The organism is Massilia sp. FBCC-B171, assembly GCF_059134155.1.
Window position 1 is genome coordinate 3,287,906 of record NZ_CP101443.1, and the last position, 15,318, is coordinate 3,303,223.

At 66.0% G+C, this 15,318-nt stretch carries 12 protein-coding genes; 6 read left to right on the forward strand and 6 right to left on the reverse strand.

The features are described from left to right. Window positions 1-2: 2 nt before the first annotated feature. The 5 genes from NMB41_RS14885 to NMB41_RS14905 all read right to left on the reverse strand — a co-directional run bounded on the left by NMB41_RS14885 (window position 3) and on the right by NMB41_RS14905 (window position 6,053). The gene (locus NMB41_RS14885) at window positions 3-542 is read right to left on the reverse strand and encodes a GNAT family N-acetyltransferase (RefSeq protein WP_494378594.1); all 540 of its coding nucleotides are present in this window, start codon (window positions 540-542) and stop codon (window positions 3-5) included. A 110-nt stretch (window positions 543-652) separates the two neighbouring features. After that, the gene (locus NMB41_RS14890) at window positions 653-2,431 is read right to left on the reverse strand and encodes a DUF1302 domain-containing protein (RefSeq protein ID WP_494378595.1); all 1,779 of its coding nucleotides are present in this window, start codon (window positions 2,429-2,431) and stop codon (window positions 653-655) included. A 12-nt stretch (window positions 2,432-2,443) separates the two neighbouring features. After that, on the reverse strand, window positions 2,444-2,593 hold the full coding sequence (locus NMB41_RS14895; protein WP_494378596.1) for a hypothetical protein: 150 nt from the start codon (window positions 2,591-2,593) through the stop codon (window positions 2,444-2,446). An 81-nt stretch (window positions 2,594-2,674) separates the two neighbouring features. Next, window positions 2,675-4,333, reverse strand: a complete 1,659-nt coding sequence (locus tag NMB41_RS14900) for a SulP family inorganic anion transporter (protein ID WP_494378597.1) — start codon at window positions 4,331-4,333, stop codon at window positions 2,675-2,677. 250 nt (window positions 4,334-4,583) lie between these two features. Beyond that, the gene (locus tag NMB41_RS14905; RefSeq protein WP_494378598.1) at window positions 4,584-6,053 is read right to left on the reverse strand and encodes a GGDEF domain-containing protein; all 1,470 of its coding nucleotides are present in this window, start codon (window positions 6,051-6,053) and stop codon (window positions 4,584-4,586) included. A 166-nt stretch (window positions 6,054-6,219) separates the two neighbouring features. Here NMB41_RS14905 and NMB41_RS14910 point away from each other — a divergent pair, with 166 nt between their 5' ends. From NMB41_RS14910 to NMB41_RS14925, 4 genes are all read left to right on the forward strand, one after another. Then, on the forward strand, window positions 6,220-7,185 hold the full coding sequence (locus NMB41_RS14910) for an SDR family oxidoreductase (RefSeq protein WP_494378599.1): 966 nt from the start codon (window positions 6,220-6,222) through the stop codon (window positions 7,183-7,185). A 14-nt stretch (window positions 7,186-7,199) separates the two neighbouring features. Further along, on the forward strand, window positions 7,200-8,234 hold the full coding sequence (ku, locus tag NMB41_RS14915) for a non-homologous end joining protein Ku (RefSeq protein ID WP_494378600.1): 1,035 nt from the start codon (window positions 7,200-7,202) through the stop codon (window positions 8,232-8,234). A gap of 3 nt (window positions 8,235-8,237) precedes the next feature. After that, window positions 8,238-8,477, forward strand: coding sequence for a hypothetical protein (locus tag NMB41_RS14920; RefSeq protein WP_494378601.1), 240 nt, complete (start codon window positions 8,238-8,240; stop codon window positions 8,475-8,477). Between the two features lie 343 nt (window positions 8,478-8,820). Then, window positions 8,821-10,284 (forward strand): catalase, encoded by a 1,464-nt coding sequence (locus NMB41_RS14925; RefSeq protein WP_494378602.1) that lies wholly within the window; start codon window positions 8,821-8,823, stop codon window positions 10,282-10,284. A gap of 540 nt (window positions 10,285-10,824) precedes the next feature. On the opposite strand, the gene ligD is transcribed toward NMB41_RS14925, so the two are convergent. After that, window positions 10,825-13,410, reverse strand: coding sequence for a DNA ligase D (gene ligD, locus NMB41_RS14930; RefSeq protein WP_494378603.1), 2,586 nt, complete (start codon window positions 13,408-13,410; stop codon window positions 10,825-10,827). A gap of 221 nt (window positions 13,411-13,631) precedes the next feature. Between ligD and NMB41_RS14935 the strand changes: the two genes are divergently transcribed. Then, complete coding sequence (locus NMB41_RS14935) at window positions 13,632-13,973, forward strand: hypothetical protein (protein WP_494378604.1); 342 nt, start codon at window positions 13,632-13,634, stop codon at window positions 13,971-13,973. Between the two features lie 361 nt (window positions 13,974-14,334). Next, window positions 14,335-15,282, forward strand: coding sequence for a D-2-hydroxyacid dehydrogenase (locus tag NMB41_RS14940; RefSeq protein ID WP_494378605.1), 948 nt, complete (start codon window positions 14,335-14,337; stop codon window positions 15,280-15,282). The last annotated feature ends 36 nt before the right edge of the window (window positions 15,283-15,318 follow it).

Here is a 15,318-nt window from a genome sequence, read left to right on the forward strand (position 1 = left end):
GCCTACCGCGCGCCCGGCCGCTCGCGCAGGAACAGCGTCTTGTACCAGATGGCCGTAGCGCGCCATTCGCCGTCCGGCGTCGCGCAGTATTCGGGCAATTCGCCCACGCGGGTGTAGCCGAGGCGCGCATACAGCGCTTCGGCGTGCGAACCGGCTTCGGTATCGAGGAAGAGCAGGCCGCGCCGCAACGCCAGCGCCTGCATCTCGGCCGCTTCCATCAAGGCGCTGCCCACCCCGTCACGGCGCGCGCCGCTGTGCACCAGCAATTTTTGCACTTCGGCGCGGTTGCTGCCGTTGGCCTTCATGCACAGGTCCAGTTGCGCCGTCCCCACCAGCACGTGCTCGCGCCAGGCGGCCAGCAGGATGCGCGAGCCGCCCTCCACCGCCCGAATGACATCAACCCAATACCCGTCGGCCACATCAATCGCCAGCGGCATCACGAAGCCGACCGAGGCCCCGTGCGCGACAGCGTCCAGGAGCAGCGCGCGCAGTTGCGGCGCATGGCTTCTCACGCCGGCGGCGTCCAGCATCTTGATCTGCATGCTTTCTCCTCCTTATCGATACTGCAGAGCAAGCAGGATTCATGCCCCATCGGTCAGCCTGCGTTAGCAGCTGATTTGCACCATATTGGTGCAAATCAGCAACCCGTGCACTAAAACCGGACCCCGGCGGAGAGCGCGGCGACGTCGCGGTCGGCGACCTGGTTGTAGTCGCCGCCCCAGTTCGGCAGCCAGGACAGTTCCAGCAGGTAGCGCTTGCGGTACTCGAAGCGCAGCGCCAGGTTGGCCGTCTTGCGCCCTTCGTTGATCAGGAAGTCGCCGGCCCAGCCTTTCAGGTCGTGCGCGAAGCTCACGCTGGCGCCGCCGGCCAGACCGTCGAGCAGCGCCGGCATGCGCGCGTCGAAGCGCAGGCGGTAGCCATAGCTGTTCGGCGTGGCGTAGCCGCGCAGGCTGCACTGGCGCTCCGCATTGCCGGTCGTGACGGTGCAGGCGGTGTTGATCCGCCCCACGCCGAAGATGTCGGCCCGTCCATAGCGCCGCACCGAGGGATCCGGCAAGCCTGACAAATGCTTGCCGACGATCTCCGCGCTGGCCGACAGCACGGCTTTACCCACCTGCCACTCCTGCCCGGCGCCTAATTGCAGCTGCGACATGGCATACAGGTCGTAGCCGTGGAACACGCCGCCGGCCGGCACCGCGTTGGCGCTGGCGCGCAGCAGGGACGGCGCCGTGGCGCTGAGAAATGGCGGCAGCACGTCGCCCGGCGCCAGCATCAGGGGCAGGCGCGGCCGGTAGGAGGCTTCGCCATAGAAGCTGGTGCGTTCGCGCTTGTGGGCGAAGCTCAAGGCGGTGAGCGCGAGGCCTTCCACGTACTCGGTGAAATAGGCCATGTTGCGACCGTCCGGATTGCCCGCAATCAGGGGCGGACCGCCGGCGCGGGTGCTGCGGCGCAGGCTCGGCAGCGCGGTGCGCGCGTTGTAGCGGGCGTGATAGAGGCCGAACTCGAGCGGCCCCGGCTTCCAGATAAGACCCAGACCGTATTCGCCCTTCTCCACCCTGGGCGTCGGCAGGCGTCCCATGGTCGCGCCGAGCGGGATGCGGGCGCGGTCGCTCACTGGCGGCTGGCCCGACATCACGCGGTCGCAGCCGGGCGTCAGGTAGTCGCTCAGCGACCACAGGGTGCCGCACATGTCGATCGCGGTCGGGGTGTGATGCCGCTGGTACCAGGCCTCGACGCCGACGGCCGGGCCGAGGTCGGCGCGGCCGAACAGCATGGGCGCGGCCACCCGCATTTCCTGGGGCACGGCGCCAGCGCGGCGCAGGGCCGGCAAGTCTTTCGGATTGAGCGCTTCGAGTCCGCCCGGTGTGCCGGCCATGCCGGGACGCTCGCCCCAGTTCAGGGATTGACGGCCCAGGCGCGCCGTATAGCGCGGCCCGCCCGGGGCGCCTTGGGTGTTGTACTGCAGCCAGGCTTCGCCCAGCGCGACGCCGGAAAAGCGCGACAGGCGCGGCGCCCCCGCGTCGCTCAAGGGCGCGCCGGGCGCATAGCCGTTGGCGACATTGCCCCAGGGGTGCTTGCGCTCTTCCAGGGCGAAGTCGTGCCAGGCCTTGACGCGCACCAGGGCCGACCACGCGCCCTCGCGCGCGGCCAGGTCGAGATAGGCTTTGATGGCCGTCGAGGCGGCGTCGCCGCGCGCGTAATTCATGTTGGCGTCGTCGGCATTGCCGCCGCTGCCGAAACCCTGCAAGCCGATGGCGGCGGCGTTGACCCCGGTGAGCAGCTGCGGATCGCGCGCTTCCAGGCGCACCACCGAGCCGAAAGTCATGCGGCCGCTGGTCGTGACTTCGGCCGCCTGTGCGGGCGGCAGGCCGGCCAGGGCCAGCAGCAACAGTTTACGCGTGCACGGCCGGCACGGAGCGAGCGTGGCCATGGCGCATTGCGCTCAGGCCAAACGGCGCGACGACAGGCGCGCCCAGAACAGCAGCTCGAAGGCGCCAGCCGCGACCAGCAAGAGCGCCGGGCCGCCATTGACGCCGGCGATCCAGAGGATGGTGGCGATCACCATGCATGCGAAGGTCATCAAGCGGTGCATCGCACTCTCCCTGTTATTGATTGTTCGCAAATACTGCCATAGCAATGTCGCCATCGCAATGCTGCCTGCATTAAAGGAGACTTAAGCCGGCCTGGCGCTCTCACCGGCCTCGGCGGACAACGCATCCCAGGCCATCGCCGTACTCAGGAACAGCTTGCCGTTGAGTGCGCCGAGCAGCGCGCTGTGTTTCAGCCGGTCCATCACCGGCCCCTTCACTTCGGCCAGGTGCAGGCCGATGCCGCGGGTGCGCAGCATCGCGTTCAGTTCGCCGAGGGCGAACAGCGCCGAGGTATCGATCGCATTCACCGCCGACAGCACCAGCACCAGGTGGCGCGTGCAGGGACGCGCCGCGATCTCGTCCTCGATGCGCTCGTTAACCGCTTCGACATTGCCGAAAAAGAGACCCGCATCGACCCGCAGCAGGAGCAGCCCGCTGGCGGTATCGGCCGTGTAGCGCTCGATGTTGCGGAAGTGTTCGGTGCCGGCGATGCGGCCCAGCACCGCGATGTGCGGACGGCTGGCGCGCCAGATCAGCGCCCCCATCGACAGCGCGACCCCGACCACGACCCCGGCCTCGACGCCCAGCGCCAGCACGCCGCCGGCCGTTGCGAGCAGCGCGATCGCGTCCGCCCGGTCATAGCGCCATGCGGTGCGCAGGGTGGTCGTGTCGAGCATGCCCAGCACGGCGACGATGATGGTGGCCGCCAGCGCCGGCAGGGGCAGCAGCGCCAGCCAGCCGGTCGGCGCGGACAGGGCCAGCGCCAGCAGGATTGCGGTGATCAGGCTGGCGAGCTGGGTGTTGGCGCCGGCCGCGAAATTCACCGCCGAGCGCGACAGGCTGCCGGTGACGGGAAAGCCGCCCGTCAAGGCGCTGCCGACGTTCGCCGCGCCCAGGCCAATGAGTTCGTAATTGCTGTGCAGCTTTTCGGCGCGTTTCAGGGCCAGGGTCTGGGCGCCCGACATGCTGATCAGGAAAACCATGAAGCCGATCAGCAGCGCCGGCTGCAGCAAGCTCTGCCAGTGTTCATGCGAGAGCGTGAGATGAAACAGCGGCAGCCCGGCCGGCACGCTGCCCGTGGTGCGCACGCCGAGCGCTTCCAGGCCAAGGAGGGGCACCAGCGCGGTGGCGCCCAGCACCACCACCATGGGCGCGAGCTTGGCCCCGATGTCGGCCACGGCGGCACTCAGTCCGAGCCGGCGCAGCAGCGGCGCGAGTGCGCTGCGCGAGGCCAGCAGCAGGAGCAGCGAGCCGCCGCCGAGGAGCGCGCTCGGCAGGTGCAGCGCCGGCAAGCGCGCACCCAGCAGCGCCGGCAACTGGCCGAGCGCGATCACGACCGCCGAGCCGATCGTAAAGCCGCTCATCACCGGCCGCGAAAAGAAGTTTGCCATGAAGCCGATGCGCAGCAGGCCGCAGGCCAGCAGCATCAGGCCCGACAGCAGGGCCAGCTGGGCGGCCAGGGTCGTGTACAGCTCGCTGCCGGCGGCGGCCAGCGGCGCCAGGGCGGACGCCGTCATCAGCGAAATGATGGCCATGGGGCCGACGGATTGGGTGCTGCTGGTGCCGAACAGGGCGTAGAGGGCGGGCGGGATGATGCTGGCATAGATGCCGACCACCGGCGGCAGCCCGGCCACCAGGGCGTAGGCCATGCCTTGCGGGATCATCATCATCGCCACCACCACGCCGGCGCTGATATCGCCAGGCAGCATGGCGCGCCGGTAGTGCCTCAACCAGTGCAGCATTGCTCGTCCGTTTCAAAAGGCGCAAGGGTAGCATGCGGCGGTGTGCGGGGGTATGTGGGGCTGTTGCCTGATGCTGTATCGGTTCGTTCAATCCGCGTGGGCACGGGTGCCCACCCTACGAAGCACGCCGCGGGCTCGTGCCTCGATGGCCTAAGGCCCGCGGCTTTATCCGTAGGGTGGGCACCCCGTGCCCACGCGGACTAAACGAATCGATACCGCATCAGGCAACAGCCCCACGACCGCCGCCCACCTACCCCATCGCCAGCTCAACGCAATTGCGCCCCGCCCGCTTGGCCCGCCCGAGCGCCGCATTCACGCGCACCGTCAGCGAATCGGCACTCTCATGCTCGCCCAGCTGGGCCACCCCCAGGCTGATGGTGACCTGGTCGACCCCGGGCATGGCCGTGTCCTCGATCGCCGTGCGCAGCTTCTCGGCCATTTTGAGGCCGTCGATGGCGCTGGTATGCGGGGCGATCACCTGGAATTCCTCGCCGCCCGCGCGCACCAGCACGTCGCTGGCGCGCACCAGCTTGTGGGCGGCGTCGGCCACCGAGCGCAGCACCATGTCGCCGACCGGATGGCCATAGCGGTCGTTCACGCCTTTAAAACGGTCGATGTCGAAGGCGATCAGGGCCAGCGGCACCTTGTAGCGGCGCGCGCGCTTGATTTCCTGTTCCAGCAGGGTCTCGCCGTGGCGGCGGTTGGCCACGCCCGTCAGGGCGTCGAGCGTCGACAGGTGCGTCACGCGCACCAGCATCTCTTCGCCCTCGCGGTTCATGTCGGCCATGCGCAAGGCCACTGCCGCCAGGTCGGCCAGCTCGGCCAGCGCCTCGAGTTCGTCGCGCGAAAAACGGCGCGCTTCGCGAAACAGCAGGCACAGCGACCCGCGCGGCGTGCCCGGGCCGTTCGAGGGAATCGGCAGCGCCAGCACCATGCCGATGCCGTGTTCCTGCAAGGCCTCGGCCAGGGCCGGCTCGCCCGATTTGTCCAGGTCGTCGAGGAGCGCAATCGTGTTCCCGGCCGCCGCCAGCAAGCCCGGGAATGCATGCCGCAGCGGCGACTGCAGCAGGCGGTCGGCGCGGCCCAGCACCTGCGCCAGGTTCAGGTTGCGGTCGCCCTGCTGGGCTTGCAGCTGCAGGTCGCCGCCCGGCTGCAGGTAGAACAGCGCGGCATGCGCGACGCCTGGCCAGCCGCACAGGGCCCGGCACAGCCGTTCGGCCAGCGCTTCGAGCTCTTCCCCTTCGCCCAGCGCCTGGCGCACCCGCGCGCGCAGCGCCTGCAGGGCGTCGAGTTCCTGTTCGCGCGGGCTGGGCGCGGCCACCTCGGTCGGCCCGGCGGCCAGGCGCGTGCGGATCGCTTCGCGCAGGGCCTCGGCGCCCAGCGGGGCGATCGCGTATTCGACCGGCCCGCAGGCCATCAGGGCCGGCAGCCAGCGCGCATTCGCAAACGGGCACAGGACGAAGGTGGGAGCACCCGCGCGCGCGCTCACCAGGCGCGCCAGGCCCTCGTGGTCGAGCGCCGGGTCGAAATGGTCGAGGTCGATGACCAGCAGTCCCGCCGACGCAAGCGCCGGGTTGGCGAGCGCCGCGTCGGCGCCGTCGGCCAGCGCCAGATTGGCGAACTGCCCGCCGCAGGCTGCCTCGAAATCGGCGCGGCGCCCGGCCGCCGGGTTGACGAACAACCCGGTCCTGGAGCCTTGCGGCGCGGCCTGCTGGGGCATGATTTTCTCCTTGGCTACATATTTGTTACATTACGATGCCAATTTTGACATAAATGGCGCCGACCGAACAGGCGAACTGCCGTCCTGTGTGTGGGAGCGCACCGTCGCGTCCAATTGTGCGTTCGATACTGAACGGGTTCAGAACATGCAGAGGGAAGGAAGCGCAATGGCCAACCAGGACGATGTAGCGAATCACCAGAAGGCAATCCAGAACCGCCAGGACCAGATCGACGCCAGCGGCAAGGCAGAGGAAGGCGAAAAGCCGGTCCAGATCGGCGCCCAGCAGCCGGTGCCGCCGATGCCCGGCCAGCACCTGGCCAAGCCCGGCCTGGAAGCGCAAATGGACGTCAAGCCGCGCTTCATGGCCGAGAACTACAAGGGCAGCGGCAAGCTCGAAGGCCTGGTGGCGATCGTCACCGGCGGCGACTCGGGCATCGGGCGCGCGGTCGCGGTGCTGTTCGCGCGCGAAGGCGCCGACGTCGCCATCCTCTACCTGAACGAACACGAAGACGCCGAAGAAACTCAGCGCGTAATCGAGGCCGAAGGCCGGCGCTGCGTGACGATCGCCGGCGACGTCAAGGACATGGACTTCTGCCAGCAGGCGGTCGACACCGTCGTCAAGCAGTGGGGCCGCCTGGACGTGCTGGTGAATAACGCCGCCTTCCAGATGCATGCCGATTCCCTGCTCGACATCACCGAAGAGCGCTTCGACGAGACGATGCGCACGAATATCTACGGCTACTTCCATATGGCGAAAGCCGCCCTGCCCTACCTGAAGCGCGGCGCGTCCATCATCAATACCGGCTCGGTGACGGGCATCAAGGGCTCGAAGCTCCTGCTCGACTATTCGTCGACGAAGGGCGCGATCCATGCCTTCACCATGTCGCTGGCGGCCAACCTGTTAGATAAGGGCATCCGCGTCAACTGCGTCGCCCCGGGCCCGGTCTGGACGCCCCTGAATCCCGCCGACCAGTCGCCGGACAAGATCGTCCACTTCGGCGAGAGCACCACCTACGGCCGCGCAGCCCAGCCGGAAGAGCTGTCGCCGGCCTACGTGTTCCTCGCCTCGAACGCCTGCTCGAGCTATATCACGGGCATCGTGCTGCCGGTGACCGGCAGCGTCGGCGAATAATCCAGGAGATTTCTATGACACGCAGCATGTGGAAAGGTGCGATCAGCTTCGGGCTGGTGCACATCCCGGTCGACCTGTATCCGGCAACGAGCAACAAGGGGCTCGACCTGCACATGCTGGATCGCCGCGACTTCTCCCCGATCGGTTTCAAGCGCTACAACAAGAACACCGAGAAGGAAGTCGGCTGGGACGACATCATCAAGGGCTACGAATATACCGACGGCGAATATGTGGTGCTGTCGGACGAAGACCTGCGCCGCGCCAACCCGGAAGCGACGCAGACGATCGACATCCTGGCCTTCGTGGACGCCGACCAGGTGCCGCTCATCTATTACGACCAGCCCTATTACCTCGCGCCCGGCAAGGGCGGCGACAAGGTGTATGCGCTCCTGCGCGACACCCTGAAAAAAGCCGGCAAGATCGGCATCGCCCACGTCGTCATCCGCGTCAAGCAGCACCTGGCCGCGCTGCACTGCGTCGGCAACACCATCGTCATGAACACGCTGCGCTATGCCGACGAGATCCGCGATCCTGGCGAACTCAAGATCCCGGCGAAGAACGCCAAGAACGCCTCGGTCACCGACAAGGAACTGAACATGGCGATGGCCCTGGTGGAGGGCATGAGCGAGGACTGGGACCCGGAGCAGTACCACGACAGCTACCGCGAAGACGTGCTGGCCCTGGTCGAGAAGAAGGTCAAGGCCAAGCAGACCAAGACCATCACCATGCCGGACAAGGAAGACAAGCCGGCCAAGGCGACCAATGTCATCGACCTGGTGTCGCTCCTGCAGGCCAGCCTGGGCAAGAAGCCCGGCAAGGCGCTAGCTGCCGACGAGGACGACGACGACGAACCGCCGCCGCCGAAGCGCTCGCGCAAACCTGCGGAGGAAGAGGAAGACGAAGAACCGGTCCCGCGTGCGCGCAAGACGGCGTCCGGCAGCCGCGAAGCAGTCGCGGCCAAGGCTGCGCCGAAAAAGGCGGCCGCTGCGAAAAAGGCGCCGGCCAAGGCAGTGGCAAAAGCGCCCGCGCGGCGCAAGAAAGCGGCCTGACGGATGGATGAATTCCTCGATTTCCTCCAGTGGCCCGCAATGGCGGTGAGCCTGTACGCCGCCTTCCTGATCGGCTCGAAAAAAGCGGACAAGCGCATCTTCGGTTTCTGGACCTTCATTCTCAGTAACGTGTTGTGGATCGTCTGGGGCCTGCATGACGAAGCCTGGGCCCTGATCGCGCTGCAGGTGGCGCTGATGGCGATGAACGTGCGCGGGATTTTCAAGAACGAGTCGCCGAGCTGAGGGCCGCGGCGGCCGGTAGCAGCAGCAAAACACATTCAACCGGACGGCATGACGCTGTCCACAACAAGGAGGTTTTCCATGCGTAAGATGATCATGATGGCAATCGCAGGTTTCATCTGGAAGAAAATCCAGGCCAAGATGAACAAGCAAACCTATAACGGCACGACCAGTACGCGCCGCTATTGATGGTGTGCGCCGCGGTGCAATGCCGCGGCGCTTACCGGCTCGCCATGCCTGTTTTAGGTAATTCCTATCGATTCAATAAAATCAATTGGCTTTGTCTTTAGCTCAGCAATACGTAGAATCTCCTCATCGCATTATCGATTTGCAACGAGGAGAACGCATGACCCAGCCCCGCCTGACCACCGCTTCCGGCATCCCCATCGCCGACGACCAGAATTCGCTCAGTGCAGGCCCGCGCGGCCCGCTCCTGCTGCAGGACTTCCACCTGATCGAAAAGCTCCAGCATTTCAACCGCGAACGCATCCCGGAACGCGTCGTCCACGCCAAGGGCTCGGGCGCCTATGGCAGCTTCACGGTCACCCACGACATCAGCCACTTCACCAAGGCCAGGCTGTTCGCCGAAGTCGGCAAAGAGACCCCGACCTTCCTGCGCTTCTCGACCGTCGGCGGCGAAAAAGGCAGTGCCGATACCGAGCGCGACCCGCGCGGCTTCGCGCTGCGCTTCTATACCGAGGAAGGCAACTGGGACCTGGTCGGCAACAACACGCCGGTGTTCTTCATCAAGGACCCGATCAAGTTCCCCGACTTCATCCATACCCAGAAGCGCCAGCCCGACAGCAACCTCAAGTCGGCCAACATGATGTTCGACTTCTGGAGCCGCGCGCCGGAAAGCCTGCACCAGGTGACGATCCTGTTCTCAAGCCGCGGCACGCCGGACGGCTACCGCCACATGGACGGCTTCGGCAGCCACACCTACAGCCTGGTCAACGAGGCCGGTGAACGCGTCTACGTCAAATGGCATTTCAAGACCCGCCAGGGCATCCGCAACCTTTCCAGCGCCGAGGCAACCGGCATCGCCGGCACGGATCCCGATCATGCCCAGCGCGACCTGTTCGAAGCGATCGCCGCCGGCGACTTTCCCCAGTGGGACGTCAAGGTGCAGGTCGCCACGCCCGAGCAGCTGCGCGAGTGGGAAGCGCGCACCGGCTGGAATCCGTTCGACCTGACCAAGGTCTGGCCACATGGCGACTTCCCGCTGCATCCGGTCGGCGTGCTGGAGCTGAACCGCAATCCGGTGAATTACCACGCCGAGGTCGAGCAGGCCGCTTTCTCGCCGGCCAACGTGGTGCCGGGGATGGGCTATTCGCCGGACAAGATGCTGCAGGGCCGCCTGTTCGCCTACCACGACGCCCAGCTCTACCGGGTCGGCACCAACCACCAGCACCTGCCGGTGAACGCGCCGCGCTGCCCCTTCCACAACCAGCAGCGCGACGGGGCCATGGCCTACGGCAATGGCGGCAATGCGCCGAACTACGCCACCATCGACGCGGTCGGGCGCGGTGCAACCGGCATGGGGCATGGCGAGCAGGAGCTGCCGCTGGACGGCAATGCCGGGCGCTTCGATTTCCGCGGACAGGAGGACGATTACACGCAGCCGGGCAACCTGTTCCGCCTGATGAGCGCCGAAGAGAAACAGGCCTTGTGCGACAACCTGGCCGCGCCGCTGTCGCAGGTGATGGACGAGATCCTGGAGCGCCAGCTGCGCCAGTTCGACAAGGCCGATCCGGATTATGGGCGTGGCGTGCGGGCCTCGCTCAAGCGCTTGGGGCGCAACGTGGACTGAGCGTTCTTCACTGGTCGGGGGGCTGTTCCCTGATGCGCAGGCGGTATGCGAAAACCGCGTGGGCACGGGGTGCCCACCCTACGGGATGCATTGCGTATCAAAGGCTCGTAGGAGCTTGCCGTTTGCAGGGATCGTAGGGTGGGCTCTCCGAGCCCACGCGGATTTCGCAGACCGATAACGTATCAGGCAACAGCCCCAGATCCCTCTGCATCACGGCTTGTAGCCCAGGAGATACTGGAACGCCAGCTGCGCCAGTTCGACAAGGCCGATCCGGATTATGGGCGTGGCGTGCGGGCCTCGCTCAAGCGCTTGGGGCGCAACGTGGACTGAGCGTTCTTCACTGGTCGGGGGGCTGTTCCCTGATGCGCAGGCGGTATGCGAAAACCGCGTGGGCACGGGGTGCCCACGCTACGGGATGCATTGCGTATCAGGGGCTCGCAGGAGCTTGCCGTTTGCAGGGATCGTAGGGTGGGCTCTCCGAGCCCACGCGGATTTCGCAGACCGATAACGTATCAGGCAACAGCCCCAGATCCCTCTGCATCACGGCTTGTAGCCGAGCGCCTTCATCGCCCCCGTCAGCGTCTTGGCCGCCTTCGCATACCCCTCCCAAGGATCGTTGCCCTTGTCCAGCCGCGTGTGCGCATTCTTCACATTCCACTGGTCGCTCGACTTCATCGACTCCAGTTCGTCCCAGGCCAAAGGCACCGAGATCCCCAGCCCCGGACGCGCGCGCGCCGACCAGGCGCAGACGGTGGTCGCGCCCTGGCCGTTGCGCAGGTAGTCGATGAAGATCTTGCCGACCCGGTTCTTGGGGCCGCTCTTGGCCGAATAGCGGTCGGGGAAAGTCGTGGCCAGGTGGTTCACGATGGCTTGCGAAAAGCCTTTCACGGTATCCCAGTCCTTGCCGCCCTTGATCGGCACCACCACGTGCAGGCCCTTGCCGCCGCTGGTCTTCAGGAAGGCCGGCAGGCCGAGTTCCTCGAGGAAGGCGCGCATCACCTGGGCCGCTTCCTGCATCGCCGGCCATTCGGCGCCCTCGCCCGGGTCGAGGTCGAACACCATGCGGTCGGGCTTGTCGTAGGATTTGCCGACCGCGTTCTGGGTGTGGAACTCGAGCGCATTCCACTGCGCGGCCGCCAGGATGCCGGCGACCTTGTCGACGGTGAGCATGGGCGGATGCTCCGGATCGAGCGCCTGGTCCATGTGCTTCATGCCGGGCAGCTTCTTGATGTCGGCGTGCTTCTGGAAGATCAGCTCGCCCTTGATGCCGCTCGGGGCGCGCACCAGCGACACCGGGCGGCCCTTCAGGTGTTCCATCATCAGTTCGCCCACCAGGGCGTAATAGCGCACCACGTCCATCTTGGTCGCGCCGCTCTTCTCGTCCACCACGCGGTCGCCGTTGCTGATTTTCAGGCTGGCGGGCAGCTTGCCTTCCAGGGTGCCCGCTTCGTCGGCGGCTGCTGCGTGTTCGCTCATCTCGATGTCCTTCACGGGTGTAGGGAGTTCGCGCTTGATGCCTTTGGCCGGCTTGTCGCTGCGCAGTCCCTGGAATACCGGGTGGCGCACGGCGCCGGCGCTGGTCCACTCGGAAAAGCTCACTTCGGCGATCAGTTCCGGTTTGACCCAGTGGTGCTTGCGTCCCGGGACCGAACGCGGCGGGAAGGGGCTGGTGTCGGTCGCGAGGGCCTTCATTTTGGCGGCGATGTCGCGCAGGCTCTCGCCATTGAAGCCGCTGCCGACATTGCCGGCATAGCGCAGCACGCCTTTCTCGTCATAGGTGCCCAGCAAGAGCGCGCCGATGCCGGTGCGCGAACCCTTGGGATCGGTGTAGCCGGCGATGACGAATTCCTGGCGCTGCCCGCATTTGAGCTTGATCCAGTCGGGCGAGCGGCGCGAGACATAAAACGAATCGCGCCGCTTGCCGATCACGCCTTCCAGGCCGATCTTGCAGGCGGCGGCGATCAGGCCTTCCGGGTCGGTGCCGAACTCGGCGGAAAAGCGCACGATGCTTGATTTCTTCGCCTTGGCAAGCGTTGCTTCGAGCAGCGCACGGCGCTCGACCAGCGCCACCTTGCGCAAGTCGTAGCCGCCGAGATAAGGCGCATCAAAAATAAAATAGGCGATCTCGGCCTTGTTGCTGCCGTCGAAGGCCATCTGCAGCAAGCCGAAGTTCGGGTTGCCGTTGGCATCGTGCACGACAATTTCGCCGTCGTACCAGCCGTCCGGCAGCCCCATGCGTGCGATTTCCTCTTGCAGCGGGCGCAGCTTGTCGGTCCAGTCGTTGTTGTTGCGCGTAATCAGGCGCACTTCGCCGTCCGCAATGCGCGCGAGCATCCGGTAGCCGTCGAACTTGACCTCGAACACCCATTCTTCGGGGTTGGCCGGCGGGGCGTCGACCAGGGTCGCCAGTTCGGGCGCGAATTCCTTGGGCGGCGCGGCTTCCACCACGCCTTCGGGCAGGCGCGCGTCGCCCGCCTTGGCTTTGACGGCACGCCCCTTCTTCGCAGGAGCAGCGGGCGCAGCGGCGGCTTTCGCCTTGCCCTTCACCTTGGCCGGCAGCTTCTCGTGCGTGCCCGGCATCGGCAGCGCCTTGACGCTGTCGGGCATGTCATCGACGACCGAGAACTCCTCTGCCGGCCGGGTGTACTCGTCCTTTTCCTTGATCAGGAGCCATGGCTCCTGCTTCTCGCCGCGGCCCTTCATGCGCACCAGCACCCAACGGCCGTGCATCTTGTGGCCGCGCAATTCGAATTTCAGGTTGCCCTTGCGGTAGCCTTCTTCGGGATCGCCATCCGGTTCCCAAGTGCCCTTGTCCCAGATAATCACCTTGCCGGCGCCGTACTGCTTTTCGGGAATCGTGCCTTCAAAATCGGAATACGAAATCGGGTGATCCTCGACGTGCACGGCCATGCGTTTGTCATGGGTGTCGTAGCTCGGCCCTTTCGGCACGGCCCAGCTTTTCATGATGCCGTCGAGCTCGAGACGAAAATCGTAATGCAGGCGGCTGGCCCAATGTTTCTGGATCACGAAGGTGAGTGCCTCCTTGCCCGGCTGGCCGCCTTCGGCCGGCTCGGAGGTGATCGAGAAATCGCGCTTGGACTTGTAGAGCTTGAGGGCATCGGGCATGGCAAACTCCTGCGTTTTCCGGTAAGGACCAGTGTATTCAGGGCTCTTTCTTGCGACTGTACGGCAGCTAACGGTCGCGCTTTCGGGGAGTGCCTGCGACGATTGTAACGGGATGTAATTGGCGTCAACGTTGGCAGTTTGGCCCGCGTTATTGGGCACAGCAGCACCGGGAAGCCGGCCACCGGCTCCCGACATTTCCCTCTCCTTTAAGGAATGACACCATGAGCAAAATCGTCGCTACCCTGATCGCCGGCCTGTTTGCCACCTCGGCATTCGCCCAGAGTACCGCTACCCAGACGACCGCACCGGCCACCAAGGCCGAAGCCAAGGAAGCGAAGGAAGTGGCGAAGGCCGATGCCAAGGTAGAGAAAGCCTCGGCCGAAGCAAAGTCCGACGTCGCCGAAGCAAAAGCGGACGCTGCGAAAGACAAGGCCAAGGCAGTCAAGAAAGCCAGCAAGCAAAAAGCGGAAGCCAAGAAGGATGCCGCCGAGGCAAAAGCCGAGCACAAGGCCGACACCACTGCGCACACCACGCACACCACCACGACTACCAGCACCAAATAATTACAGGCCGCTCCAGCCCCACCATAGCCCAAAAAAAGACAGGGTTCGCCCTGTCTTTTTTTCGCCCGTTTAGAACCTATCCCGGTAGGGAAGAGGAAGTTAATGGCGATGCATGGCAAGTGGGAGCAAGGCGCGAGGAGGCCGCGTGGCGAGCCACGCAACGACGAGCAACGCGGCACCCGCTTGCCAGGCGCGCCAGTAACGACTCTTCCCTGCCGGGATAGGTTCTTACTGGACTGCGCTTCGAAACGGGCGCATCCTTTACCCGCGGCGGGTAGCGACTCATCCCGCCCGCCGGACCGATTTCCTTCCCCATCAAGCGCATGCTCTACAATATGCGCACCCCTTCCTGGAGCGCGCCATGCACAAGATCGTCTTCCTCGACCGCGACAGCCTGCTTGCCAAGGTACGGCGTCCCGCTTTTGACCACGACTGGCAGGACTATCCGGCCACCGCGCCCGACCAGGTTGTCGAACGCCTGCGCGGCGCGACCATCGCCGTCACCAACAAGGTGCCGCTGCGCGCCGAGACCCTGGAACAACTCCCGGAGCTGCGCATGGTGGCGGTAGCCGCTACGGGCACCGACAACGTCGACCTGGCCGCCTGCCGCGCGCGCGGCATCATGGTCGCCAATATCCGGGATTATTCGCTCGTCTCGGTGCCCGAGCACTGCTTCACCATGATGCTGGCGCTGCGCCGCAACCTGCGTGCCTACGTCGCCGACGTCGAAGCCGGACGCTGGGAACGCTCAAACCGTTTCTGCCTCCTCGACCACCCGATCGGCGACCTCTCCGGCAGCCGGCTCGGCATCGTCGGCTTCGGCGCGCTGGGACGGCGCGTGGCGCAGATCGGCCAGGCCTTCGGCATGACGATCGCCACCACCTCGCGCTCGAAGGTAGAGGAACCGGGCGTGGTGCAGCTGGAGCTGGACGAACTGCTGGCGACTTCCGACGTCGTCAGCCTGCACCTGCCCCTGACGGACGCCACGCGCCACATGATCGGCGCGCGCGAACTGGGCCTGATGAAGCCGACGGGGCTCCTGATCAATACCGCCCGCGGCGGCCTGGTCGACGAGGACGCGCTGGCCGAGGCGCTGATGCGGCGCACGATCGGCGGCGCCGGTTTCGACGTATTGAGCAAGGAACCGCCTTCGCAGGACAACCCGCTGCTGGGACTGCGCCTGCCGAACTTCATCCTGACCCCGCACGTGGCCTGGGCCAGCAGCGGCGCGATGCAGACGCTGGCCGATATGCTGGTCGATAACATCGAGGCCTGGGAAGCGGGACGGGCGACGAACCTGGTCGGGTAAGCGCAATACCGTGTTGGCAGGGCGGGCACGCCCTGC

What these genes read in the sequence shown, in the direction of transcription:
- NMB41_RS14925 (WP_494378602.1), top strand. Translation starts at nt 8,821, where the DNA reads ATGACCCAGCCCCGCCTGACCACCGCTTCCGGCATCCCCATCGCCGAC.
- ligD (WP_494378603.1), bottom strand. Translation starts at nt 13,410, where the DNA reads ATGCCCGATGCCCTCAAGCTCTACAAGTCCAAGCGCGATTTCTCGATC.
- NMB41_RS14890 (WP_494378595.1), bottom strand. Translation starts at nt 2,431, where the DNA reads ATGGCCACGCTCGCTCCGTGCCGGCCGTGCACGCGTAAACTGTTGCTG.
- NMB41_RS14885 (WP_494378594.1), bottom strand. Translation starts at nt 542, where the DNA reads ATGCAGATCAAGATGCTGGACGCCGCCGGCGTGAGAAGCCATGCGCCG.
- NMB41_RS14920 (WP_494378601.1), top strand. Translation starts at nt 8,238, where the DNA reads ATGGATGAATTCCTCGATTTCCTCCAGTGGCCCGCAATGGCGGTGAGC.
- NMB41_RS14935 (WP_494378604.1), top strand. Translation starts at nt 13,632, where the DNA reads ATGAGCAAAATCGTCGCTACCCTGATCGCCGGCCTGTTTGCCACCTCG.
- NMB41_RS14910 (WP_494378599.1), top strand. Translation starts at nt 6,220, where the DNA reads ATGGCCAACCAGGACGATGTAGCGAATCACCAGAAGGCAATCCAGAAC.
- NMB41_RS14895 (WP_494378596.1), bottom strand. Translation starts at nt 2,593, where the DNA reads ATGCACCGCTTGATGACCTTCGCATGCATGGTGATCGCCACCATCCTC.
- NMB41_RS14905 (WP_494378598.1), bottom strand. Translation starts at nt 6,053, where the DNA reads ATGCCCCAGCAGGCCGCGCCGCAAGGCTCCAGGACCGGGTTGTTCGTC.
- NMB41_RS14940 (WP_494378605.1), top strand. Translation starts at nt 14,335, where the DNA reads ATGCACAAGATCGTCTTCCTCGACCGCGACAGCCTGCTTGCCAAGGTA.
- ku (WP_494378600.1), top strand. Translation starts at nt 7,200, where the DNA reads ATGACACGCAGCATGTGGAAAGGTGCGATCAGCTTCGGGCTGGTGCAC.
- NMB41_RS14900 (WP_494378597.1), bottom strand. Translation starts at nt 4,333, where the DNA reads ATGCTGCACTGGTTGAGGCACTACCGGCGCGCCATGCTGCCTGGCGAT.